Annotated in this window: 23 protein-coding genes; 6 read left to right on the top strand and 17 right to left on the bottom strand. The window is 66.1% G+C overall.

Features of this window, described 5'->3' with window-relative positions; translation table 11 throughout:
• The first annotated feature begins 15 nt into the window (after positions 1-15).
• Positions 16-945: a lysophospholipid acyltransferase family protein gene (locus DEF76_RS12840; RefSeq protein WP_114912681.1), complete on the top strand. Its 930-nt coding sequence runs from the start codon at positions 16-18 to the stop codon at positions 943-945.
• On the opposite strand, the gene mctP is transcribed toward DEF76_RS12840, so the two are convergent.
• The 7 genes from mctP to aat are packed head-to-tail and all read right to left on the bottom strand — an operon-like array spanning position 883 to position 6409.
• The gene (mctP, locus tag DEF76_RS12835) at positions 883-2400 is read right to left on the bottom strand and encodes a monocarboxylate uptake permease MctP (protein WP_114912680.1); all 1518 of its coding nucleotides are present in this window, start codon (positions 2398-2400) and stop codon (positions 883-885) included. The genes DEF76_RS12840 and mctP overlap by 63 nt on opposite strands.
• Entirely contained in the window at positions 2397-2630 is a 234-nt protein-coding gene (locus DEF76_RS12830; RefSeq protein WP_114912679.1) for a DUF3311 domain-containing protein, read from the bottom strand. The genes mctP and DEF76_RS12830 overlap by 4 nt, the downstream gene beginning before the upstream one ends.
• Positions 2631-2663: 33 nt before the next feature.
• Positions 2664-3476: a ferritin-like domain-containing protein gene (locus DEF76_RS12825; RefSeq protein ID WP_114912678.1), complete on the bottom strand. Its 813-nt coding sequence runs from the start codon at positions 3474-3476 to the stop codon at positions 2664-2666.
• Between the two features lie 49 nt (positions 3477-3525).
• Positions 3526-4410 (bottom strand): protein-methionine-sulfoxide reductase heme-binding subunit MsrQ, encoded by an 885-nt coding sequence (locus DEF76_RS12820; protein ID WP_114912677.1) that lies wholly within the window; start codon positions 4408-4410, stop codon positions 3526-3528.
• Between the two features lie 3 nt (positions 4411-4413).
• Entirely contained in the window at positions 4414-5031 is a 618-nt protein-coding gene (locus tag DEF76_RS12815) for a hypothetical protein (protein WP_114912676.1), read from the bottom strand.
• Positions 5028-5678: a DUF4412 domain-containing protein gene (locus tag DEF76_RS12810; RefSeq protein WP_162800635.1), complete on the bottom strand. Its 651-nt coding sequence runs from the start codon at positions 5676-5678 to the stop codon at positions 5028-5030. Before DEF76_RS12810 ends, DEF76_RS12815 begins: the two co-directional genes overlap by 4 nt.
• 56 nt (positions 5679-5734) lie before the next feature.
• On the bottom strand, positions 5735-6409 hold the full coding sequence (gene aat / locus DEF76_RS12805; RefSeq protein WP_114912674.1) for a leucyl/phenylalanyl-tRNA--protein transferase: 675 nt from the start codon (positions 6407-6409) through the stop codon (positions 5735-5737).
• A gap of 146 nt (positions 6410-6555) precedes the next feature.
• Between aat and DEF76_RS12800 the strand changes: the two genes are divergently transcribed.
• The gene (locus DEF76_RS12800) at positions 6556-8388 is read left to right on the top strand and encodes an O-acetylhomoserine aminocarboxypropyltransferase (protein WP_114912673.1); all 1833 of its coding nucleotides are present in this window, start codon (positions 6556-6558) and stop codon (positions 8386-8388) included.
• Between the two features lie 123 nt (positions 8389-8511).
• Here DEF76_RS12800 and DEF76_RS12795 read toward each other — a convergent pair whose 3' ends face one another.
• From DEF76_RS12795 to DEF76_RS12780, 4 genes are all read right to left on the bottom strand, one after another.
• Positions 8512-8727, bottom strand: a complete 216-nt coding sequence (locus DEF76_RS12795) for a hypothetical protein (protein WP_114912672.1) — start codon at positions 8725-8727, stop codon at positions 8512-8514.
• Between the two features lie 2 nt (positions 8728-8729).
• The gene (locus DEF76_RS12790) at positions 8730-9458 is read right to left on the bottom strand and encodes a sterol desaturase family protein (RefSeq protein WP_114912671.1); all 729 of its coding nucleotides are present in this window, start codon (positions 9456-9458) and stop codon (positions 8730-8732) included.
• Positions 9459-9531: 73 nt separating this feature from the next.
• Positions 9532-10302 (bottom strand): hypothetical protein, encoded by a 771-nt coding sequence (locus DEF76_RS12785; RefSeq protein ID WP_114912670.1) that lies wholly within the window; start codon positions 10300-10302, stop codon positions 9532-9534.
• The gene (locus tag DEF76_RS12780) at positions 10299-10505 is read right to left on the bottom strand and encodes a hypothetical protein (RefSeq protein ID WP_114912669.1); all 207 of its coding nucleotides are present in this window, start codon (positions 10503-10505) and stop codon (positions 10299-10301) included. Before DEF76_RS12780 ends, DEF76_RS12785 begins: the two co-directional genes overlap by 4 nt.
• Before the next feature lie 203 nt (positions 10506-10708).
• Between DEF76_RS12780 and rpsD the strand changes: the two genes are divergently transcribed.
• From rpsD to DEF76_RS12765, 3 genes are all read left to right on the top strand, one after another.
• Entirely contained in the window at positions 10709-11323 is a 615-nt protein-coding gene (gene rpsD, locus DEF76_RS12775) for a 30S ribosomal protein S4 (protein WP_114912668.1), read from the top strand.
• A 78-nt stretch (positions 11324-11401) separates the two neighbouring features.
• Entirely contained in the window at positions 11402-12154 is a 753-nt protein-coding gene (locus DEF76_RS12770) for an SDR family oxidoreductase (protein WP_114912667.1), read from the top strand.
• A 24-nt stretch (positions 12155-12178) separates the two neighbouring features.
• Entirely contained in the window at positions 12179-13726 is a 1548-nt protein-coding gene (locus DEF76_RS12765) for a peptide chain release factor 3 (RefSeq protein WP_114912666.1), read from the top strand.
• A gap of 18 nt (positions 13727-13744) precedes the next feature.
• Here DEF76_RS12765 and DEF76_RS12760 read toward each other — a convergent pair whose 3' ends face one another.
• The 4 genes from DEF76_RS12760 to DEF76_RS12745 form a co-directional block, all read right to left on the bottom strand.
• Positions 13745-14215 (bottom strand): ureidoglycolate lyase, encoded by a 471-nt coding sequence (locus DEF76_RS12760; RefSeq protein ID WP_114912665.1) that lies wholly within the window; start codon positions 14213-14215, stop codon positions 13745-13747.
• A 172-nt stretch (positions 14216-14387) separates the two neighbouring features.
• Positions 14388-15023, bottom strand: a complete 636-nt coding sequence (locus DEF76_RS19925; protein WP_240319003.1) for a PEP-CTERM sorting domain-containing protein — start codon at positions 15021-15023, stop codon at positions 14388-14390.
• 133 nt (positions 15024-15156) lie between these two features.
• The gene (locus tag DEF76_RS19920; protein ID WP_240319002.1) at positions 15157-15888 is read right to left on the bottom strand and encodes a PEP-CTERM sorting domain-containing protein; all 732 of its coding nucleotides are present in this window, start codon (positions 15886-15888) and stop codon (positions 15157-15159) included.
• Positions 15889-16167: 279 nt separating this feature from the next.
• Entirely contained in the window at positions 16168-17220 is a 1053-nt protein-coding gene (locus tag DEF76_RS12745) for a GNAT family N-acetyltransferase (protein ID WP_162800634.1), read from the bottom strand.
• Positions 17221-17369: 149 nt separating this feature from the next.
• Between DEF76_RS12745 and DEF76_RS12740 the strand changes: the two genes are divergently transcribed.
• Entirely contained in the window at positions 17370-18149 is a 780-nt protein-coding gene (locus tag DEF76_RS12740) for a hypothetical protein (protein ID WP_162800633.1), read from the top strand.
• Positions 18150-18387: 238 nt separating this feature from the next.
• On the opposite strand, the gene DEF76_RS12735 is transcribed toward DEF76_RS12740, so the two are convergent.
• On the bottom strand, positions 18388-18792 hold the full coding sequence (locus DEF76_RS12735; RefSeq protein WP_114912662.1) for a flagellar biosynthesis repressor FlbT: 405 nt from the start codon (positions 18790-18792) through the stop codon (positions 18388-18390).
• 75 nt (positions 18793-18867) lie between these two features.
• Entirely contained in the window at positions 18868-21384 is a 2517-nt protein-coding gene (locus DEF76_RS12730) for a Hint domain-containing protein (protein ID WP_162800632.1), read from the bottom strand.
• Positions 21385-21574: the final 190 nt, after the last annotated feature.

Genomic DNA, 21574 nt, shown 5'->3' with positions numbered 1-21574 from the left:
TCAGAATTGGGCAAAATGCCGTCGAAACGTCCTCCCCATTTGCTGCCGCCCTGGCCGGCGGATGTGCCCTGGCCGCTCTCGGCGGGGATTCTCGGCTGGGTTGCGGGCCCGCTACGCGCCCTTCGCCGCGGGTTTCTGATGCTGCTCTGGACGCTCGTTGCGATGCCGGTGCAGGCTCTTCTCAACCTCTTGCCCGGCCGCGGCAAGCGCGTGTTTCCGCGCGTCTTCTGGCGCACGATCTGCCTCATCTTCGGCCTTCGGCGGCGCGTGATCGGTGCGCCGCTCACCCGCGCCGCCTGCGGCCGGCCGGTGCTGTTCGTCGCCAATCACAGCTCCTGGCTCGATATCCCGCTGCTTGGGGCGGAATGCGAGGCGGTCTTCGTTTCGAAAGACGATGTCCGCGCCTGGCCGCTGATCAATCTCGTCGCGCATCTCGGCCGCACCGTGTTCATCAGCCGCCAGCGGCGGGAGACGGCGCGCGGCCATGCCAGCATCGCGGCACGGCTCAAAGCCGGCGACAATCTGATTTTGTTTCCCGAGGGCACGACCTCCGATGGCTCGCGGGTGCTGCCCTTCCGCTCCGCCTTCCTCGCCGTCGCGATGGGCGATGATCGGCCGCTGATCCAGCCGGTCTCGATCGCCTATGACCGGCTTGCCGCCCTGCCTTGCCGCCGCGCCGTCCGCCCGCTTTTCGCCTATTATGGCGCGACCTCGATCGGGGCACATTTTTCGCGGCTCGCGCAATGGCCGGGCCTGCACGCAACGATCCTGTTCCACCCGCCGCTCGACCCAGGCACCCTCCCGGACCGCAAGGCGCTGACCCAGGCGCTCTGGCAGATCGTCGCCGAGGGGGCGGCGGCGCTGCGCCAGAGCCGCATGCCCTCAGCCGCGGACGATGGCGGTGCGGCGGCCGGCGAGATGGAGCAGCAGCGACAGCCCGACTGACACCATGAGGTTGAGCGCCAGGGCGTAAAACGCCGCGTAGCCGGGAACCAGGGTGCCAAACAGGGTGAGCGGATAGACCGCCGCCTTGAAGCTGAGCGAGGCCGCCATCGCCGTTCCCCAGCCGATCCCCGCCGCCCAGCCGATCAGCAGCGCCCAGCCATTGAGCCAACGCCAGAACAGACCGAGCATCACCGCGGGGGCCGTCTGGATGATCCAGACGCCACCCAGCAACTGCAACTGAATAGCGTATTGCTGGGGCAGAAAAATGATGAAAAACAGCGCCCCCACCTTGACCGCGAGCGAAACCAGTTTGGCGATCCCGGCCTCCTCGGCGTCGGTGCAGGCGGGGTGAAGAAAGGCGCGCCAGATATTGCGGGTGAAAATATTGGCTGCCGCGATCGACATGATCGCCGCCGGCACCAGCGCGCCGATGGCGATGGCGGCGAACGCGACGCCGACGAACCAGGATGGAAACACCGCAAGAAACAGTGCCGGCACCGCGAAATTGGTGCCGAAGCGAGCGAAACCGGCGGCGAATTCCGGCCGCGTCCCGAGCCCCATCGCGATCGCCATGAAGCCGAGCAACGCAAGCAGGCCGAGCACGAAGGAATAGGCCGGCAAAATGGCGGCGTTGCGGCGGATGACGGACGCCGAGGAAGACGACAAAATCGCCGTGACCGAGTGCGGGTAAAGGAAAAGCGCGATCGCCGAGCCCAGCGCCAGCGTCGCGTAAGCGCTGTAATTTCCAAGGCTGCCGGCCGGCGGGGTTGCGAGCAGCAGCTTTGCCGCCGGGACGGCGGCAAAGACATGCCCCATGCCACCGAGCGCGAGCGGCACGGCGATGATGGCGGCGAACACGGTGACATAGATCAGCACATCCTTGACGACCGCAATCATCGCCGGAGCGCGCAAACCGCTGGTATAGGTGAATGCTGCGAGGATGATGAAAGCGACGATCAGCGGGATGTCACCGGCGATCCCGCTCGCCTGAAAGCCGAGCGCGCCGATCACGACGGCCATGCCGACGAGCTGGAGCGCGATATAGGGCATCGTCGCGAGCAGCCCGGTGAGCGAAATCGCAAGCCCGAGCCAGCGATTGGCGAACCGCGCGGCGACGAAATCGGCCGCCGTCACATGCCCGGCCCGGCGCGCTTCGGTCCAGAGCCGTGGGAACACGAGATAGAGAATAGGATAGACCAGAATCGTGTAGGGAACGGCGAAAAACCCGATCGCGCCGCCGCCGAAGATCAGCGCCGGCACCGCGATGAAGGTATAGGCGGTATAGAGGTCGCCGCCGAGCAGGAACCAGGTGACAAAAGTACCGAAACGCCGCCCGCCGAGCCCCCATTCATGCAGTTGCGTGAGATCGCCGGCCCGCCAGCGCGCGGCGAAAAAGCCGAGCACGGTCACGAAAGCGAAAATCAGCGCGAAAATCAGAGTCGCGACGAGGTTCATGGCGCGCCCTCGCTTTCGTCGCGCGAGCGCTCGCGCTGATGGACCAAAAAAATGATCGCCGCGGCGATCAGGATCCAGAGCAACTGATACCAGTAAAAAAAGGGAATCCCGGCCAGCGTCGGCGTCATCCGATTATAGGATCCGACATCGAGCATGGCGACGAATGGGGCGAGCAGCAGCCAGCGGAGCCGCGTCCTCCCGGCCTTCGTCCGCGCGTCCGGCGATTTCATGTCACATCCCCCCGTCCCCAAGCCGACCAGCCCTTATATCGTTGCGAATCGCCGCTGTCGCCGCTGGATTAGCCACCAGGCGCCGCGCGCGGCAAGGCCGGAGAGGCGGCCGCGCGGCGGCAAGCCGACGGTTTTGAGAATCATGCCGACCCCACGCTCGACATGGCGAAAGCGGTAGAATGTCATCGCCCGCCCCATATAGAGCGCGGTGCAGCGTCGATGATCATAACGCGCGCCCGCCGGCGCGTTGCCACAATGATAGGCGAAGGCGAGTTCGTCATCCTCGCTTTCGCCGATGCGCCCGAGCGCGATCGCCAGCCGGCGGGGCAGAGTGATGCGTTCGCGCGCCAGATAGCGCCGCATATGGTCGTAAAACAGCTTGAAATGGCGATATTCGTCAGCAGCGATCAACCGGCAGATGGCGGTCAGGACCGGCTCCGCGCTGGCATCGGCCAGCGCCGTGTAATAGCTCGAGGTGCCGGTCTCGACCATGCAGCGGGCGATCAGCTCGCCGGTGCGCGAGCCGCGCACCGAGGCCGCGGCGTCGAGCGGGATCTGATAGCCGGCGCGATAGCGGGCGAAGGCCGCGGCGAAATCCCAACCCGGATCGGCGAGCATCGCCCAGCGCCCGAGCGCCTCGCCATGCTGCACTTCCTCCGCCGCCCAATGATGGGCGGCTTCTCGAAAATCAGGGTCGTCGGGGAAGACGTTGTCGAGATAGCGGGCGTAATCCTCGCCGTTGCGCTCGACCATCGCCGCCGCCTTGACCAAGGGGACGAGGCTGCGATCGACCTTCGCGGGTTCGAAATCATGCCACGCCACCGCCTCAATGTCCCAGTGTTTCATGGCACCGAAGGAACCCCACCCGGTGGGGGCTGGTCAAGCGGGCACGTGTTCAGGCCGGGGCGAAGCGCCGCGGCCGGCGGCCATCGCCGCCCAGGCGGCGCAGACGCGAGGCAATGATCACGCCCAACCCGACGAGCGCCACCACCACGGCAGGGCGCAGGCCGTAACGCGGCATCCAGTTCGCGGCCAGCACGCGATGCCAATCGAGGTGGGTCGCAAACCCATACCACCCCGCCTCAATCGCGGCGGTGGCTAGTGCGGCGAGCAGGGTGAGCGCGAGCAAGGCCGCCACCTGCCCCTGGTGGCGCGCGGCGAGCAGCCGCCAGGCCTCGAGCCAGACGAAAAACCCGGCCATCAGCACCGGCTCGGTGATATTGGCTTTGAGTGACAGGAGAAAATGCAGCAAAGCGAACGCGGTAAAGACATGGACGCCGCGATGGAGGCGCTTCCAGTTCCGCCCGAGCCGCGCGAGCATGGCGTCTGTCGACGTCGCCGCCAGGGCGGAAAGGCCAAGCAGCGAGAGAAACCCGACCGCGAGATAGAACCGCGCGACGATCTCGGCGCCGATCGCGAACCAGCGGAAATTCTGGTCGGCGCTGTAGAGCACCAGGTGAGCGAGCGTGTAGGCCGCGGCGGCGACCCCGATCATGCGCCGCAGCAGGGTCGCCCGCGGCCAGTTGAGCACGACCCGGGCGGGGGTCACGGCGAGGCTCGCAAGCAGGAAGCGCACCGCCCAGCGGCCGCTCTCGTGAATGAGCGCGGTCAACGGCCGCGCCCCGAGCACTCCGGCAAAACTCTCCCAGGCGAGCCACAGTCCCGGCGCGAGAAGGATCAGCAGGCAAAGCGTTTTCAGCGCCGAGAACCGCCCGCCGCGGTCAAACCACGGCATCCGGCGCCAAAGCGGCGGGGTTGCGCGGGGGCGGGCGCCGCTCATCGCTCAGGGGCCGCCATAGGCGGTGCCGGGCAACGCCTGCGTATTCGCGCTGGCTTTGTAATTGGGCGGGACATTAAAAAGTTTCGAACTGAGATGATGATACGTGACGGATTGCGCCTCGAGCAGGGTTTTCTCGCCATCGCGGACCTGCAGCAGCACGCCATCCTCGGTCAGGCAGATTTCCCGCTCGACCTTGACCGCGATCTCCGCCCGCCAAATCTTGCAGGGAAGCTTCGCGATTGTCGCATCCCCGAGCGGGGTCAGTTTCGCGTTTTCGATCTCGGCCAGCTCGCCAGCCACCGGGTTGACCGTCACCGTCACGGATCGGGTCTTGGGATCGATGATGTCGGCGGTTTTACCGCGATGATCGATGAGCATGTAGGCGCTTCGCCCGAGGATATAGCCCTTGCCGTGCGGGTCGATGCGTTCGATATCCTCCGCCGCCAGCCACCGCACCCGCTCCACCATCGGCTTATCGCCGTTGAGAACGCGATAGGTGATGTCGACATCGCGGCTCGGCGTCAGGCGCGGGGCTTCGTCGGCCCGGGCGGCGGGGCTCGCGCCAGCCGCGGCGAGCAACGCGACCCCGACCAGAGGCCAGCAAACCGGCCCGCGGGTCATTTCGCTTGCGGCGCAGCGCCACCCTCACCGCCATTGCCCGCCCCCGGCATCGCGCCTTGTGGCATCGGCACCTTGGTATAGCCGGGCGGTGGCACGAAGAGATCAGCCGGTTGCGGCTGATAGGAGATGGACGTCGCTTGCAGCGCGCCGGCTCCCCCCTCCTTGTCCTGGCCATGGCCCTTGAGCAGCACGCCGTCATCGGTGACGCAGACAGTGCCATTGGCGCGGCTCGATTGCACCTGCCAGCGGGTGCAGTTGGCGCCGGCCACCTTATCGGGGCCGAGGCGCTGGAATTTCATCTGGTCATTGAGCAGAAACCCGCTCGCCATGTCGACATTGAGCGGCGTCTCCATGAACAGATGTTGATCGGTCATCACCAGCGTCATGCGGCTCTTGCCACGGTCGATGATGACATAGCCGCGCTGGCCGGGGGCATCGAGGCGCATGCGATTGGTCGCGGCCTGGTAATACATATGCGCCTCGGTCGGCCCACCCGGCGCCGCTCGCGTCAGCGCATAGGTGACCGCGACATCCTTGGTCGGCATGTAGGGGGGATGGTCATCCGCCGCCATCGCCGGAGCGAGGGCAGAAGCCAATCCCAACGCACCACCGAACGCGAACCCCATCAACCGCAGACAAATCGCCATGATCCTCATCCTTGTCTCGGGCCGCGGCCCGCATGAACTCTCAACGCCCATTGCCCTCAGATGGATGCATCGCAATCCGCCGTGAGGGCGTCGATCTCCGCCCGCAGCACCGCCGGGGCAAGATCGTCGAGCCACTGGGCCGTGTGCGAAACTGCCTCAGCGAGGCGGGTCTTGTAAACGTCACGCGGCAATTCGAGCGCGCCGAACCCGGCGAGGTGCTGGGTCACGAACTGGGTATCGAGCAGCCGGAAGCCGCCGCGCCGCAGCCGTGCGACGAGATGCACCAGCGCGACTTTCGAGGCATCGCGCGCCAGGCTGAACATGCTTTCGCCAAAAAAAGCCGCCCCGAGACTGACGCCATAGAGCCCGCCGACCAGCCGCCCGTCCTGCCAGCATTCCAGGGAATGGGCGTAACCCCGGCGATGGAGGGCATTGAACAAGCGTTCGATTTCGGCATTGATCCAGGTGTCGCCGCGCGCCGGCAAGGGCGCGGCGCAGCCGGCGATCACGGCCGCGAAGTCGCGATCGGCGGTGACCGTGTAACGGCCGGAAAGCACGGTGCGGCGGAGCCGGCGCGGCAGATGAAAGCGCTCGAGCGGCAGGATGCCGCGCAGCTCAGGGTCCAGCCAGTAAAGATGCGTACCCTGGCGGCTCTCGGCCATGGGAAACAGCCCGGCCTGATAAGCGCGCAGCATCAGATCGGGGGTTATGCGAAAATTCCGCACGGACATGAGGGCATTTTGCGCCGCATCGCCCGGCGAAATAAAGGGGCAATCGCAGACCGGTTCATCACGCTTCGATAACCGCTCGCGATGACGCCGTCGGGGCTGGCCCGATCCCGCCGCCGGCGGTAGAGAGGAGGCGAGGAGAAGACCCGATGCCCCTGCTTGCGCCCATCCCCTATCCCGACGAGACGCTCCGCCGCATTCTCGCGCAAACCCGCACGATCGCCCTGGTCGGCGCATCCGCCAACTGGAATCGGCCGAGCTATTTCGTGATGAAATATCTCCAGAGCAAAGGCTATCGGGTGATCCCGGTCAATCCCGGCCTTGCCGGCTCGGAACTGCTCGGCGAGCGTGTTTACGCGAGCCTCCGCGACATCCCCGAACGCATCGACATGGTGGATATTTTCCGCGCCTCGCATGACGTGCCGCCGATCGTCGAGGACGCGATCGCGATCGGCGCCGGCGTCGTCTGGATGCAGCTTGGTGTCCGTCATGACGAGGCGGCGGCGCGCGCCGAGGCGGCGGGGCTCACGGTGATCATGAACCGTTGCCCGAAAATCGAGTTCGGCCGCTTGGGTGGCGAGCTTTCCTGGAGCGGCGTCAATTCCGGACTCATTCGCAACCGCGCGGCGAGCGCGCCGCGGGGCGCGGCGAACGGCGCCGGCGGGGCAAAGGCGGCGTCGTTGCCCGAGCGCAATCCGAGCTATGGCTTCGAGACCCGCGCGATTCACGCCGGCGCCGCGCCCGACCCCACCACCGGCGCCCGTTCGACCCCGATCTATCAAACCGCGGCCTATGTGTTCGACGATGTCGATCACGCCGCGTCGTTGTTTAACCTCCATAATTTCGGCTATCTCTACTCACGCCTGACCAATCCGACGGTCTCGGTCTTGGAGGAGCGCATCGCCAGCCTCGAAGGCGGCCGCGCGGCGCTCGCCGCCGCCTCCGGCCATGCGGCGCAGTTTCTCACCTTCTTCACCCTGCTCGAACCCGGCGATGAATTCCTCGCCTCACGCAATCTTTACGGCGGCACGCTGACCCAGTTCGGGCTTTCGTTCAAAAAACTCGGCTGGACCTGCCATTTCGTCGACCCCGCCGACCCCGAGAATTTCCGCCGCGCCCTCACCCCGCGCTGCAAAGCGATCTTCGTCGAAAGCCTCGCCAATCCCGGCGGCATCGTCGTCGACCTTGAGGCGATCGCGGCGGTCGCGCATGATGCCGGCATCCCCTTCATCGTCGATAACACCATGGCAACGCCCTATCTCTGCCGCCCGATCGAGTGGGGCGCCGATATCGTCTGCCACTCCACCACCAAATTCCTCGCCGGCCACGGTCAGGCTTTGGGGGGCATCCTGGTCGAATCGGGCAAGTTCGATTGGGCGCAAAATGGCCGCTTCCCCTCGCTCACCGAGCCCGAGCCCGCCTATCACGGGCTGAAATTCTACGAAAATTTCGGCGATTTCGCCTTCACCACCAAGGCCCGGGCGGTGGCGCTGCGCGATTTCGGGCCGACCCAGGCGCCGATGCATGCCTTCCTTACCATCACCGGCACCGAAACCCTGCATGTCCGTATGGAGCGCCATGTCGCCAACGCGCAGAAAGTGGCGGAGTTTCTGGACACCCACCCGCGCGTCGCCTGGGTATCCTACGCCGGCCTGCCGGCGAGCCCGCACCATGCTTTGGCCAAGAAATACCTCCCGCGCGGGGCCGGCGCGGTGTTCACCTTTGGCGTCAAGGGCGGCTTCGCCGCTGGCATCCGGGTGGTGGAGAGCGTGCGGCTATTCTCCCACCTCGCCAATATCGGCGATACCAGAAGCCTGATCCTCCATCCGGCGTCCACGACGCACCGCCAGTTGAGCGAGGAACAGCGCCGAAGCGCCGGCGCCGGCGATGACGTGATCCGCCTCTCGATCGGCCTCGAATCGGCCGACGACCTGATCGCCGACCTCGACCAGGCCCTCGCCGCAACCAGCGGGATCGGGTGACCCCGCTTCTCGCCGCCAATCTCGGTTTTGCTGGCAGCCTCGCCCCGGTCAAACCCGTCCCTACGGGCTAGTTTTCTTTGATCGGCGCGACGGCCGCCCCAAAAAGACCGAACGGAGAGAAACTCACAAATCCGCGAGTCTCACCCAGATCCCGAGGGCGACGGCGAGCCCGAGGGCGATGCCGGTTACGCCCCATCCCGGCATGGCGCCGAGTGCCTCGCGCAGAACCAACAGCGCGAGCACGAAGCTGGCCGGCGCGATGAGAATGCCGCCGACCAGCGAAGCCGGGCTCCGCTCCGGTGGCGCCGCGGTTGCCGGCGGCTGATCGGGCCGCGCCATGCTCACTCCCCAGCCGCGGCGGTGAGGTCGCGGCGGCGACGGCGCTGGTCGTAGCCGTTGAAAAGATGACCCAAGAGACCGCGATCGAGATCGGAGGTGCCGAACAGCCAATCGGCGATCGGGTAGGTGAGGTTCATGTTGCGCTGCATCATGATCGCCATGTCGTGATGGGCGATGTGGTGGCGGCGGATGGTGTTGACGAAGGGGATATGGCGGATCAGCCGGTCATCCTTCACATGACAGCAGAGATGGAAGAATTCGTAATTGAGATAGACGCCGGTGGTGGTCGCCATCAGCAGCCACGCGGCATTCGCCGACCACAGCCCGTTCAACACCGCCGCCCCCACGGCCGACATCGCAACGAAGATGATCAGCGCGTATGGCGGGAAAAAAACGATGCGGAAGTCCCGCCAACTGTCGTAATGCGGCGCGCCATCGGTGAAGAATTGGTGATGCGCGAGGGTGTGGCGGCGATAAATGCCGATGAAAAGCCGCCGCGGCTTGTGCATCACTTCCTTGTGCAAAAACCATTCGAAAATATTGCAGCCCAGAAAAGCGAGCGGCACCACCAGCCATTCCGCAAGGCTCGGGTGAGCGATGTGGCGCGCGGCGAGCCAGATGACGGCGCCGCCAATGAGATAAATCAGCGCCACATGCACCGCCCCACTATAAAGCGGGGCGATTTTCGCCCGATAGGCTTCCCGGAAGGCTGCTTGCCGCGCTGTCATCATCGCTCATTTCCTCCGTGTGGCGATCTGATATATCAGAATCGCGGGGAAATTTCAAGCGCCGAGCAAGGTTGCCTCAAATCGCGCCGAGCAAGCCGTAGAGAATCGGTCTGATCTGCCGCGCGCTGACCTGACCGGCGGGGGGGAGGGTGAAGGTCACGCTCTGCGCCATCGGCGTTGGGGTTTTTTCGAGAAAATGCACGACCAGCGTCGCGTTCTTGAGTTTGGTGAAATCCATGGTCTGGGGCAGGGCGAAATAGAGATAGCCGCTCCGCACCGAACCGAGGACGAGATTGATATTGCCTTGCAGGCCCTGATTGATGAGGTCGCGCCCAAACGCATCATCGCCCGGTTTCGGCTGCGCAAACGGCGAGGGCAGGGCATAGACGATATCGCCGAGACCGAGGGTGACGATGGTGAACAGCAACTCGCCGATGCCGACGAAGGTCGCGGCGATGGCGGCATAGGGCTGATGCGCCTGCCAGGCGATATCATAGGCTTCGCCCGCCGAAATAGCGCGATACTGCACACCGTCGACGCTGATGAAGGCCGAATCGATCAGCACATCGGTCGCTACCTTGTCGCTGGATTGCAGGTCGAGGCGCACGACCAGAACGTGCTTGCGCCAGAGCCCGTTATGGCCGAACACGCCGTGCAGCGCGTCGGGGTTGTTGAACACGTAGGCCGCGACCTCGATCGCGGTGCCGGGGACGGCGGTGCCGTTCGGCACATTGCCGGGCGGGACCATCGCGATCGGCTGCGGCGTGTAGGTCTCGGTCACGCCACACGCATCGAGGAGCAGCGTTCCGGCCAGCACCGCCGCGAGGGCTCGGCGGCAGCGTCTCACGGCGCGAGCTGGCGCGCCAGCCGCCGCGCCATCACCCAGCCGATGAGGCCGGAGGCGGGGGCGCCGGGCGCGACGAGCAGAAGCCCGAGCGGCTGGCCGTTCACCGCCAGATCCATGCCAATCCCGAGCATCATGCCGCCGATCAGCCCGCCGGAGACGCCGGCAGCGATCCCGAGCCAGAGAATATCACCACGCGTGATCATGCCGTCTCCCTACAGATCAGCGGGCGGGTTTGACAAGCCGCGCGCGCAGCGCCTATCACCCGCCGCATGGCTGGGAACGTGGACGCCGCTTGCCGGCGCGCCCGCTCTTTCTCCCGTGACCGCGCGGCTCGCGGCGGGAAAAGAGCCTACCGGCGCAACAAGGTGCGGCCGCGCGAGGTCGCGCCACAGATGAAGGACGACGCATGACCAAACGCCTGGAAAGCAAGTATAAGATCAATCGCCGGCTCGGCGTCAATCTTTGGGGGCGGCCGAAATCGCCGCTCAGCAAGCGCGATTACGGCCCCGGCCAGCACGGCCAACGCCGCAAAAAGCCGAGCGATTTCAGTGTCCAGCTGATGGCGAAGCAGAAGCTCAAAGGCTATTACGGCAATATCGGCGAGAAGCAGTTCCGCAAATATTACGACGAGGCGGTGCGCCGCAAGGGCGATACTGGCGAGAATTTGATCGAATTGCTCGAGCGCCGGCTCGACGCGGTGATCTACCGCATGAAATTCGCGATCACCCCGTTTGCCGCGCGGCAATTCGTCTCGCATGGTCATGTCATGGTGAACGGCAAGCGCGTCAATATTCCCTCCTATCTCGTGCGTGATGGCGATGTGATCGAGGTGCGCGAGAAATCGAAGCAACTCGCGGTGGTGCTGGATGCCTCTCAAAGCGCCGAGCGCGACGTGCCGGAGTTCATCGAGGTCGATCATCGCGCCATGCGCGGGCGCTTCCTGCGGGCGCCAAAACTCGCCGATGTGCCCTATCCGGTGCAGATGGAGCCGCATCTCGTCGTCGAATATTATTCGCGCTGATCGCCCGGTTCGCGCCGCGCCCGCCGTCATGCTGGCGCGGCGCGGCTTTTTTCGACGTGCCCTGGAAAGGATCGTAGGATGGACGCGAAGCCGCTGATCGTCGTCACGGGCGCAAGCCGGGGCATTGGTGCCGCGGTTTGCCGCAAGCTCGCGCAAGCGGGCCATCCGGTCGCGGTGAATTATGCCGCGAGCCGCGACGCCGCCGAGCATCTGGTCGCCGACATTCTCGCGGCCGGCGGCCGGGCGGCGGCATTTCCCGGCGATATTGGGCGGGAAGCTGACATCGTCGGCCTGTTTGCGGCGGCCGAAGCGGCGCTCGGCCCGCTCGGTGGCCTCGTCAACAATGCCGGCATCACCGGCCCGCTCTCGCGCGTCGCCGATATCACCCCGGCGATCCTGGAGCGGGTGCTCGCGGTCAATGTCACCGGCTGCTTTCTTGCGGCACGCGAAGCGATCCGGCGGCTTTCGACCAAAATGGGCGGCAAAGGCGGGGCGATCGTCAACATCGCCTCGCGTGCCGCCGGCCTCGGTGGCGCCGGCGAGTGGGTGCATTACGCGGCGAGCAAGGGCGCGGTCGAGACGTTCACCATCGGCCTCGCGCGTGAAGTGGCGGACGAGGGGATCCGCGTCAACGCCGTCTCCCCGGGCCTCATCGATACCGACATCCACGCCAGCGCCGGCGCGCCTGACCGCGTGGCCCGGCTTGCCCCCGGCGTCCCGCTGGGGCGCGCCGGCAGCGCCGACGAGGTGGCGGACGCCGTCCAGTTCCTGCTTTCCGCGCAAGCGGCTTATATCACGGGCGCGATCTTGCCGGTCTCGGGCGGGCGCTGATCCCGTGGTGGGCCGACGACCAGCATGAGCAGCGCCGATCTCGCGCACGAAGTCTCCCGCCGGCGCACCTTCGCCATCATCTCCCACCCTGACGCCGGCAAGACGACGCTGACCGAGCAGTTGCTCCAAGTCGGTGGTGCGATTCAGCTCGCCGGGCAAGTGCGCGCCAAGGGCGAGCGCCGGCGCACCCGTTCGGATTGGATGGCGATCGAGCGGGCGCGGGGCATTTCCGTCGTCACCTCGGTGATGACGTTCGAGCATGAGGGGATCGTCTTCAACCTGCTCGACACGCCCGGCCACGAGGATTTTTCCGAAGATACCTACCGCACGCTGACCGCGGTCGATTGTGCCGTCATGGTGATCGACGCCGCCAAGGGGATCGAGGCGCGGACACGGAAATTATTCGAGATCTGCCGCCTGCGCGACATTCCGATCGTCACCTTCATCAACAAGATGGACCGCGAGAGCCTCGATCCGTTCGCGCTGTTGCAGGAGATCGCCGACGGTCTCGCGCTCGATACCGCGCCGCTCACCTGGCCGGTCGGGCGCGCCGGGCAGTTTGCCGGCACCGTGTCACTCGCTGATGAGGCGTATCCTCTTGCCCTCCCGGCTGACGACCCACGCCGCGTCGCCCTCGTCGAGGAGATCGAACTCGCGCGCGCCGGGCTTCCTGCGTTTTCGCTTGCGGATTTTCGCGCGGGGCATTTGACGCCGGTGCTGTTCGGCGCTGCGATCAAGGGGATTGGGGTTGCCGATCTCCTCGCGACGATCGCCCAATACGGCCCGCCGCCGCGCGCCCAGGCCGCCGATAGCCGCGTGGTGGCGGCGGCAGAGCCGGCGCTGACGGCGCTGGTCTTCAAGATCCAAGCCAATATGGATCCCAACCATCGTGATCGCATCGCCTTTGCCCGGATCTGCTCGGGGCGTCTGGTGCGCGGGATGCGGCTTCGCCAGGTGCGCACCGGGCGCAGCATTCCGCTCACCGCGCCGCAATTCTTCTTCGCGCGCGACCGGGCGCTGGCCGAGGAGGCCTATGCCGGCGATGTCGTCGGCATTCCCAATCACGGCGGCTTGCGCATCGGTGACACGCTCACCGAGGGCGAGACCCTGCGTTTCCTCGGGGTGCCGGCGTTTGCCCCGGAAATTCTCCGCCGCGTGCGGCTCGATGACGCGATGAAGGCAAAGAAGCTGCGTCAGGCGCTGCCCGAGCTTGCCGAAGAGGGGGTGGTGCAGGTGTTCCGCCCGCTCGACGGCTCGCCGCCGCTGGTCGGCGTCGTCGGCGCGTTGCAGCTCGATGTGCTGCAAGCGCGGCTTGCCGCCGAATACGGCGTTGCCATCGGCTTCGATCCTTCGCCCTTTGCGCTCGCGCGCTGGCTGAGTGGCCCGCCGGCCGCGCTCGCCGCCTTCCTTGCCCGCGAGCGGGGGGCGATCGCCGAAGATATCGATGGCGATCCGGTGTTTCTCGCGACCTCCGCTTTCATGCTCCGCCGCACGGCCGAGCACGCCCCCGATCTTTCGTTCCGCGATATTAAGGACACCGAACGCCAGGCGATCGCTTCCAGCGTGTCTTGAGCCGGCCAGCCGAGGGTGTCAGGCGGTGAGGGTCAGCGGTGCGGCGAGAGGAAAGAGCACGGTGTCGCCGTCATCGCCGGCGCGGAAGGTCAGGATCGCGAAAAATCCCGGCGCGTCGAGCGCGGTCAACGGGTGGTGCCAGACCCCGCGGCGATAGGTGACCGCCTGGTCGCCGGCGGCGGCGAAGGCTTGCACGGCCGCGAGATCAGGGGCGCCGGAGGCATCGGCGGGCGCGACGAGGACCAGCATGCGCGCCGCGGCCAGCGGGATGAAGCTCTGCGAATTGGCGGGATGGCGTTCAAACAGCTTGGCCGCGAGCGGCAGCGGGCTCGGGGCCGCGGTGGTGAAATCGACATGCAGCCGCGCCGCCGCCCGCGCATTCTCGATCTCCGTGACCAGCCGGATCGGCTCGGCGCCGGGCGTGAGCCTGGTCACAGTGCCGAAAGGGGCAAAGGCCTCCGGGCTGAGGGGGCGGAGGGTGAGCGTCATCTCGGTCTCCTGACGGGAAATGGCGGTATCACGAAAATGGCCGGCAGGAGATCCTGCCGGCCATTCCGGATCGCCTCCGAGGGCAATGTTACACCAATCCAGGCGCCTCGGCTAGAAAGTCACCCCGAGGGATCGATCCCCCGGGGATATCGGCTGTTCAGTTTTCCGACACTCAGGCTTTGTTGCGCCGGCGACGGGCGAGGCCGAGGCCGACAAGGCCGCTGCCCAGCAGCGCGAGCGAGGCCGGCTCGGGGACCGTGTTGGACTGCGGCGGCGAAGCGAGGGTGCCGCTGCCGGCGTAGGAATTGCCGCCCCCGGTATTCGAAACCGTCTCGTTGAAGCTCATGGTAATGCTGGCATTATCCGGGCTGACGGGAAGATAGCTGGCCAAGGCGCCCGTCGGGCTCGGCGTCAAGGTGCCTTCAATGTAGGTCGAAAGCGCATAGCTGTTCGACCCGGTCCCAGTCGTCGTGGCGGTGGGGGAGACGGATATAACAGTCCCAGTGAAGCTATCGCCCTCACTATCGGTAAAGCTGACCGTGCTGCCATCCGTCAGCGTGACGTTGAAAGGGCTGATGGTCTCGCCAGAGATGGGAGCATAGGTGCCAGTGGCACCGCCGAAGCTGTCGCTAGAGGTATCGAGGGTGATGCCATAGGCAAGCGTCGGATTGCCGACCGAGGTTACGACATTGGTATTGACCGTTGCCGTGCCGTTCAATGATGCCGCCTGGGCACTGCCGGGGGCGATGGCCAGCGCTGCCGCGGCGAGGCCGAGGAAGGCGGCGGTGGTGAGGAGTTTGGTTTTCATTCGTGGCGATCCTTCGTCGAAAGGTTAAGCCTGTCTTAAGCGCCTACGTAATAAGCAGGAACCATGCCAAAAAATAAAACATAATAAATTCAATCAATTAATCTAAAATCGGGCATCGCTGGGAAGCGAGTGTTCAGTTTTCCGACGATCGAACAGCGGTGACGCGCCGGCGGCGGGCGAAAACCAGACCGGCGAGGCCGGCGCCAAGCAGGGCAAGCGACGCCGGTTCCGGCACCGGGTTGGTTTCGGAAAGGGAAAGATCGTTGCTTGAAAACCCGCCAGCGGTCACGATGGTGACGGTGGCCTCCAGCGCATCGAGGCCAGCGCCGCTGCCGTTCGTGACGCCGCCAAAGCTGCTCGCGGGCGGCGAGAAACTGAGCGCCGTGCCGATCGGGCTATAGCTTATGCCATTATCGCTGCTGGTCGCGAAGGTCGCTGTGACATGGGTGACGGCGCCGCCGTTTTGGCCCGCGACCGTGCCGATGACCGGGCTGGTCCAACTGGGCAGGGAAAGCCCGGTATCGCTGACGGTGATGGTCAGGGTGCCGGCGCCGTTACTATCAAAAAAACTGCTCGTCGTCAGCGCGAATCCCGGCAGCGCGGTTTGCGGCCCGATGGTGCCGGTTTCGGTCGAAAGCGTGCCCGAGAGCAAGTAATCGTTGCCGAAGAAGATAAAATCATAGGTGTCCGGTGTGCCCGTGGGGATCAGCCCGCCACTGCCCACGGTATCGGTGGCCGTCGCGGTGCCGCCGCCGGCATCGACTTCGCCGAAGCTCAGGGTCAGGCCGGCCCAAGCGGGCTGAGCCAGAACCAACATCGCAGCGCCGGCGAGCCACCCGAGTTTTGCTCCTTGCCGCAAGGCCATTTTACGTCCTCCGATCGTGCAGCCAGACTTTCGCGCGCTGGCGCCATGCACGCCGCGGCGGGTGGCCCCTCGTGCGGCATCCTCGGCACACAAGCAACCACCGGAACATCGGACCCCAAGGCCGAGCAGAACCGACAAAAACGTAAAGCCTCAAGAGAGACGCAGAAAGACTGAGCGAGCACGCGCGTGAACCGGAATTAAGCAAAAATCGCGCCAGAGTGGAAGTTTCCTGCTTTTCAGATCGTTGATAGGCGTGAAATGCAGCAAAGCGCAGGAGTGTTAAGTTTTCCGACACCGCCATCCGTCGATCACCAGCCAATGCATCGGCCGTGCCGCGTCGGCGAGGCTGGTCTTGTAGCGCGCCGCGCCGGCCAGAAAATCATAACGCGCCGCGCCGAGGGCGGCGTAATGCTCGATCGCCAGGTGATGCGCGGTAAGGCCCGGCTTTTCATGCGGCCCGGCGGCGGCGAAGTCGAAGCCGCTCTGATAGGCGGCAACCGCGCCGCGCCAGACAAAATTGTAAAGGTAGCCGAGAACCTCCTCGCCCGCCGCGACGCGGAGCAGATCGATCTCGCCGCGGGGATGGCCGCGCGCGATCAATTCCCGGTGAAAGCGCAGGAAACGCGGATTGGCGAAGGCGCCGGGCTTGCCACGCCCGATCCAACTCCGCTGATGCAAGACGGCGAGCGCATCGAGAAATGCCTCGGCCTCGGCGACATCGGCGGCGCGCCGCAGGCGCAAATCGCCCCGCGCCGCGTAACTCCGCGCCGAGCGACGCAACTGGTAGCGCGTATTGGCGCTGCGCCCGGCGAGAAACCCCCCGTCGCGCTGCCGCGCCGCGACGAGATCGACGAAAGGCGCATCTCGCGTCTCGCGCGCCCGGCCGCCGCAGCGCGCCGCAGCCGTGAGATGCGCCGCATCGACGCCGCTCAACACCACGCGTCGCCAACCGAGCGCGGCAAGGCCGGCGGCGATCGCGTCCGTATCGGCCATCGCCTCGCGCGCCAGCAGCAGCCCGTTCTCCTCGATGAACAGGGCGTCCCAGAGCGGGTCGCCGCTCTCGCCGAGGAACAGCCGCGCGCCCCCCCACCAGGCGCGGCGGCGATTGAAGAGGCCGAGCGCGATCTCCCGTCCGTCGGCCGTCACGCGGAGCCGCCACGGATCGGCAAACCGCGCTTCCGCGAGGCAGCCGGTCCAGGTCCAGCTTTGAAAAAACGATCCCGCCGCCGCCGCCTCGAAGCTTCGCCAATGCGCCCCGAGTGCCGCGAAATCAGCGACCGGCTCCAGCCACGCCTCGAGTTTACGCGGGCCTGCCGCATTTTTATCACTCATGGGCGACAGATCGTCAGAGGCATGATCTTGCAAAATCTGCAACCGAAATTATTATCATTTACTATATCTTACAACCAGCGTCATGTGTGATGAGCTATAAATCTACTTTTGATGCCAAAAGCCCCAAAGGCGGGCGCGGCGCGCTCGTGATGCTGGCACTCGCGGCCCCGCTGCTTTTGACGCCGGCGGTGTCGCCACGGGCGGCATCGATCACCAGTTTCAATGTTGGCCTCACCGCCGACCCGAATTTCATCTGGGGGCCGTCCGATGGCGGCTGGTTCTACACCCCGACGGCGAGCTTTGACCTCGCCGGCATCGCCACCAGCTTCGCGGTGTTTGGCACGGCGCCGCATGATGTCGTTGTCGGGCTCTATGACGCGCTGCCTTCGGCGGGTGGCCATTTGCTCGGGAGTTTCTCGCTGACCGCCAATCAAAGCCCCGGCGTCTGGGTCAGCGGCGATTTTGCCTCCACGATCACGCTTTCCGCCGGAAAAGCCTATTTTCTCGATTTTTCTCATCTCGGCGCCATGAATGTCGTCGCCCCCCCTTTTACTGGCGGGCCGGTGAGCTTCAATCCGGCCGGCACGTCTCTCTCGCCATTTTATTTTGACCAATTAACCTCGACGCCGGGAGAAGACGCCCATCGCGACATTTTCAGCGAGCCGCTGCTGCAATTCCTCCCGGCAACGACGACGAACGCAGCCGGCATTCCCGAACCCGCCTCGCTGGTCGTGCTTGCAAGCGCGATCGTCGGCCTCGGCCTCCTTCGCTACCGCGCCGCGGCGGCTCAGCGACCGCCGGCGCCGAGACCATCCAGCATGACCCGCCCGCCCGGCCCGCCGATCAGCCCGGGCGAGGTCGCGCGGCCGCCAGGGGTAAACACCATCCCCTGTGCCGGGCTCGCCATCGGCCCGAGTTTGCTGAGCTGATCCTGATCGATCACCGTCTGGCTGTGGCCGGACTGAAAAATCTCGGCCCGAGTGGGTGCGGCGGTCGCCCCTGACGTCGGCGTGGATCCCTCCTCGGCGAGCGCCGGCATGGCGGCGATCATCGTCAGCGCCGCACTCAAACGCATGAACCACGGCATGGAAAGCCTCCTGTCTCCAGGCCTTATCACTGGGGATGCCAGGCGGCGGCGGCAAGAGGCGCTTGCGCGCCGTGGAAAAACTATTCCCGCGCGGGGGCACCCAGCACCGCGTCCTCATGGCGGATGATGCGGCGGGCGAGCCGTAGCGCCTGGTAGCAATCATCGGCCTCGGCCGCCAAGAGGGCGCGATCGAGAATTTCGCGCGCCAGTTGCGAGGTGGTGGCCTCCTTGAACGCCTCGATCAGCAGCTTGGCCTCGGCGAGCCCCTGCTGACGCTCCTCCTCGGTGCCGATATAAGCGGTTTGCAAAGCGAAATAGACGCGCCGCGCCGGGGAATTGGCCTCGTTCGGGGCCATGATCTGCTTGCCGAACAAAAAGCGCGCGCGTGCCGCGAGTTCGATGCGGGTTTTGTTGCGAAATCGGATGGCGGCGCCGTTGACGATCATCATCTCGCCTTGCCGCAATTCCAGGATCAGGTTCGACATGCGCCGTTCTGCGGCCTCCCGATTGACGCCGACGGGAGGCTTGGAGATCTGCGCCGGTAACCGCCACTTTTGCGCTCACCCGCGCAGCCAAACCGCCCGGCCCGGCCTTGCCCGCGCCCCGTTCTGGGGCGCTGTCCCGACATCATCACCGGAATCGCTTAATCTCTGATGAACACGGCGCGACGCCGGCGGGCGGAATCCCGGCTCGGCGTCGAGCACGACGAGGTCGAAGACCGCAGGGCGCGGCCGCGCTGGCAGCAAGAGCCGGGCCGCGCCGCCCGTCCAGCGCCACTGCCTCGTGTCATCCCGCTCAAGGGCGTGAAACCCCGCTCCGATCGCCGGACCATCGAGCGGCAGCGGCCGCCCGTCACAGATGATGGCGCCGAGACAGACGCCGAGACGCCGGTAATCGAGCCGCGCCGGCTCGGGCTCGACCGGCACGCCGCTCCGCGACAGGATTTCGAGGGTTTCCGGCCCGCTCGCCCGGGCGCTCGCCGGCAGCAGAAAGCGATGCCGCGCGCCGTGCGTTGCGGCGGGGCGAAGCGTCGCGCGGCCGAGGCGAAGATGGAGGTCGGCGTCGGTCTCGCGCCGCCAGCCGAGAATTTCGGCGCGAGCGACGAGTCGCCGCCGCATCCGCGTCACCGCCTCGCCGCCGAGACAGAGCGGCGCGCAGGCATTCTCCCAGCCGGTCAGGGGGGTGAAATCCGGATAAAGGGTGGTGAGCACACCACCATTGGCGAAGCCGCCGCGATTGCCGGTATCGAGATAGCTTTCCACCGTCAGCCCCTCGGCAAGGAGAAGATCGTGACGGGGCAATTCGACATGAAAATACCACGCGCGCGCCGCGTCCTCCTGGACAATCGTCGCGCCATTGAGCAGGCATTTCACCGGCACCAAAAGCCGGTTCCGTGTCCCCGGCGCGGTGATGGCGACGGCATGGTCGGGCGAAAGGCAGAGATCGCGATGGGGGATGCCGGGGGCGAAGGCACCGGCGAGGATGCGAACCGGCTGCACCAGCTCGGGCCGGAGATGCCGGTTGCAATCGACGCGGCGCTGGCCGATCCAGATGATCGGCGCCAGGGCTCCCGAAGCCGTGCGCACCCGCATGCCGGGGCGGAGGGCCTCAACGGCGACATCGCCGGTCTCGGTCGCGATGCGGGTGCCGGCGAGAAAACAGGCGGGCGGCGGCGAATCGGCGACGAACAGGGTCGGCGTCACACCGGGTGGGTCGATCTCGATCGCGCCGGGGCCGCTGGTCGCACCGAGTTGCGGCGCCGGCGCATCGGCGGGCAAAACCAGATCGAGCGTCGCGCCGGCATCGACGATGATGCTGCCGGCATTGGCGAAGTTGTCGGCGGTGACGGTGAGGGTGCCGGCGGCAACGACGAGGGTGCCGGCGTTGACGACATGGCCGGCGGTGATCGCGCTGTCCTCGGTCGTGGTCGTGGTCTCGCCGGCGCCAAGCGTCAGCGTGCCGCCCGCCGGCCCGGCGAGCGTGCCGCCGGCGAGGCTGAGCGCGGACGGGGTGAGGGTTTCGCTGTCGAGCAGTTGCAGCGTATCGGCGCCGATCGCGAGCGACCCGCCGGTGACGACCAGCCCGTCTCTGACCGCGAGCGTCACCGGCGCGCCGGCGCCAAGCGAGGCGAGCGCGAGGGGGCCGCTATAGGTGACGCCGTCGAATGTTCCGCCCGCGACGATGAGACCGCCGTTATTGGCAATCGTGCCATCGGCGATGATGCCGGTGAGGTCGGCGGTGCTTCCGGCGGCGAGCGCCAGCGTGCCGCCGGCGAGCGCGACGGCGCCATCGATCCGCATCTCGCCGAGATTGTCGATCGCACCGAAGCCGAGCGGCGGCGCTCCGAGGCCGAGCGCCAGCGTCGTCCCGTGCGCGATCACGATGCTGCCGGTATTCTCGACGCCATCACTGGCGGCGAGGGTAAAACCGCCGCCGAGATCGATCTCGCCGGCGTTGGTGAAAGTCTGGAAATTGCCGACCACCTGACCCGCGGTCACCGCGATCGTGCCGTCATTGGTGAAAGCCGCGCGGCCATCGGGATTGAGGCTCACCGTGTCCGGGCTCGCGAAGATCAGCGTGCCGTCATTCACCATCGCCCCGCTCAGGGCGTCGCCGCTGCCATTGACAGTGATCGATCCGTCGAGGGTCAGCGTGCCGGCCGCGGCCGCGAGTGTCGTTTGCTCGCCGAGGGTGAGCGTGGCCCCCGTGAAACTCTGGCTCGCCGTCGTCTCGATCACCGCGAAATTGGCGGTGATCGCGCCGCCGTCGGCGTTGATGCCGCCCCCGAGAGCGAGCACCGCCGGGGTGATGACGGTGGTTGCCGGAAGCCCGGGGAGGGGAGCGGCAAAGCCGCTCGAAAGCACCGTCTCGCCACCCGCCAGCGCCAGGGTGCCGGCGGCGAGATCGAGGCCGCCGGTAACATCAAGGGTGACGCCATTGAGCGGTGCGACGGGTTCGACGAGAAGGGTCGCGCCGCTGTCGGCAAGGGTGAGATCGGCCAGCGTCGCCGTTTGTTGCACGGCGACGGCATAGTCACCGGAAAGATCAATGATCGCATCGGTTGTGGAACCGGGCACGGACGCCGGCGCCCAGTTGGCCCCAACGCCCCATACACCACCCGAAAGGTTGTTCCACGCAGAGGTCATTTAACCTGCAGTTTCAAAACGGATAATGTTCTCATAAAAAGAGACATACCCCGTTTGATGATGAATTCCTAGTAAATTTTACCAGATGAGGCGCAATTGACGAAGAAAAATTAACCTTTGC

Origin of the sequence: Acidibrevibacterium fodinaquatile (genome assembly GCF_003352165.1) — a bacterium.
GTDB lineage: Bacteria > Pseudomonadota > Alphaproteobacteria > Acetobacterales > Acetobacteraceae > Acidibrevibacterium > Acidibrevibacterium fodinaquatile.
The sequence above is the reverse complement of the archived record's forward strand: the minus strand, read 5'-3'. Positions and strand labels throughout refer to the sequence as shown.

Bases quoted from the DNA above. Each gene is read 5' to 3' on its own strand.
- DEF76_RS12840 (WP_114912681.1), top strand. From the start codon at position 16: ATGCCGTCGAAACGTCCTCCCCATTTGCTGCCGCCCTGGCCGGCGGAT.
- mctP (WP_114912680.1), bottom strand. From the start codon at position 2,400: ATGAACCTCGTCGCGACTCTGATTTTCGCGCTGATTTTCGCTTTCGTG.
- DEF76_RS12830 (WP_114912679.1), bottom strand. From the start codon at position 2,630: ATGAAATCGCCGGACGCGCGGACGAAGGCCGGGAGGACGCGGCTCCGC.
- DEF76_RS12825 (WP_114912678.1), bottom strand. From the start codon at position 3,476: ATGAAACACTGGGACATTGAGGCGGTGGCGTGGCATGATTTCGAACCC.
- DEF76_RS12820 (WP_114912677.1), bottom strand. From the start codon at position 4,410: ATGAGCGGCGCCCGCCCCCGCGCAACCCCGCCGCTTTGGCGCCGGATG.
- DEF76_RS12815 (WP_114912676.1), bottom strand. From the start codon at position 5,031: ATGACCCGCGGGCCGGTTTGCTGGCCTCTGGTCGGGGTCGCGTTGCTC.
- DEF76_RS12810 (WP_162800635.1), bottom strand. From the start codon at position 5,678: ATGGCGATTTGTCTGCGGTTGATGGGGTTCGCGTTCGGTGGTGCGTTG.
- aat (WP_114912674.1), bottom strand. From the start codon at position 6,409: ATGTCCGTGCGGAATTTTCGCATAACCCCCGATCTGATGCTGCGCGCT.
- DEF76_RS12800 (WP_114912673.1), top strand. From the start codon at position 6,556: ATGCCCCTGCTTGCGCCCATCCCCTATCCCGACGAGACGCTCCGCCGC.
- DEF76_RS12795 (WP_114912672.1), bottom strand. From the start codon at position 8,727: ATGGCGCGGCCCGATCAGCCGCCGGCAACCGCGGCGCCACCGGAGCGG.
- DEF76_RS12790 (WP_114912671.1), bottom strand. From the start codon at position 9,458: ATGATGACAGCGCGGCAAGCAGCCTTCCGGGAAGCCTATCGGGCGAAA.
- DEF76_RS12780 (WP_114912669.1), bottom strand. From the start codon at position 10,505: ATGATCACGCGTGGTGATATTCTCTGGCTCGGGATCGCTGCCGGCGTC.
- rpsD (WP_114912668.1), top strand. From the start codon at position 10,709: ATGACCAAACGCCTGGAAAGCAAGTATAAGATCAATCGCCGGCTCGGC.
- DEF76_RS12770 (WP_114912667.1), top strand. From the start codon at position 11,402: ATGGACGCGAAGCCGCTGATCGTCGTCACGGGCGCAAGCCGGGGCATT.
- DEF76_RS12765 (WP_114912666.1), top strand. From the start codon at position 12,179: ATGAGCAGCGCCGATCTCGCGCACGAAGTCTCCCGCCGGCGCACCTTC.
- DEF76_RS12760 (WP_114912665.1), bottom strand. From the start codon at position 14,215: ATGACGCTCACCCTCCGCCCCCTCAGCCCGGAGGCCTTTGCCCCTTTC.
- DEF76_RS19925 (WP_240319003.1), bottom strand. From the start codon at position 15,023: ATGAAAACCAAACTCCTCACCACCGCCGCCTTCCTCGGCCTCGCCGCG.
- DEF76_RS19920 (WP_240319002.1), bottom strand. From the start codon at position 15,888: ATGGCCTTGCGGCAAGGAGCAAAACTCGGGTGGCTCGCCGGCGCTGCG.
- DEF76_RS12745 (WP_162800634.1), bottom strand. From the start codon at position 17,220: ATGAGTGATAAAAATGCGGCAGGCCCGCGTAAACTCGAGGCGTGGCTG.
- DEF76_RS12740 (WP_162800633.1), top strand. From the start codon at position 17,370: ATGCTGGCACTCGCGGCCCCGCTGCTTTTGACGCCGGCGGTGTCGCCA.
- DEF76_RS12735 (WP_114912662.1), bottom strand. From the start codon at position 18,792: ATGTCGAACCTGATCCTGGAATTGCGGCAAGGCGAGATGATGATCGTC.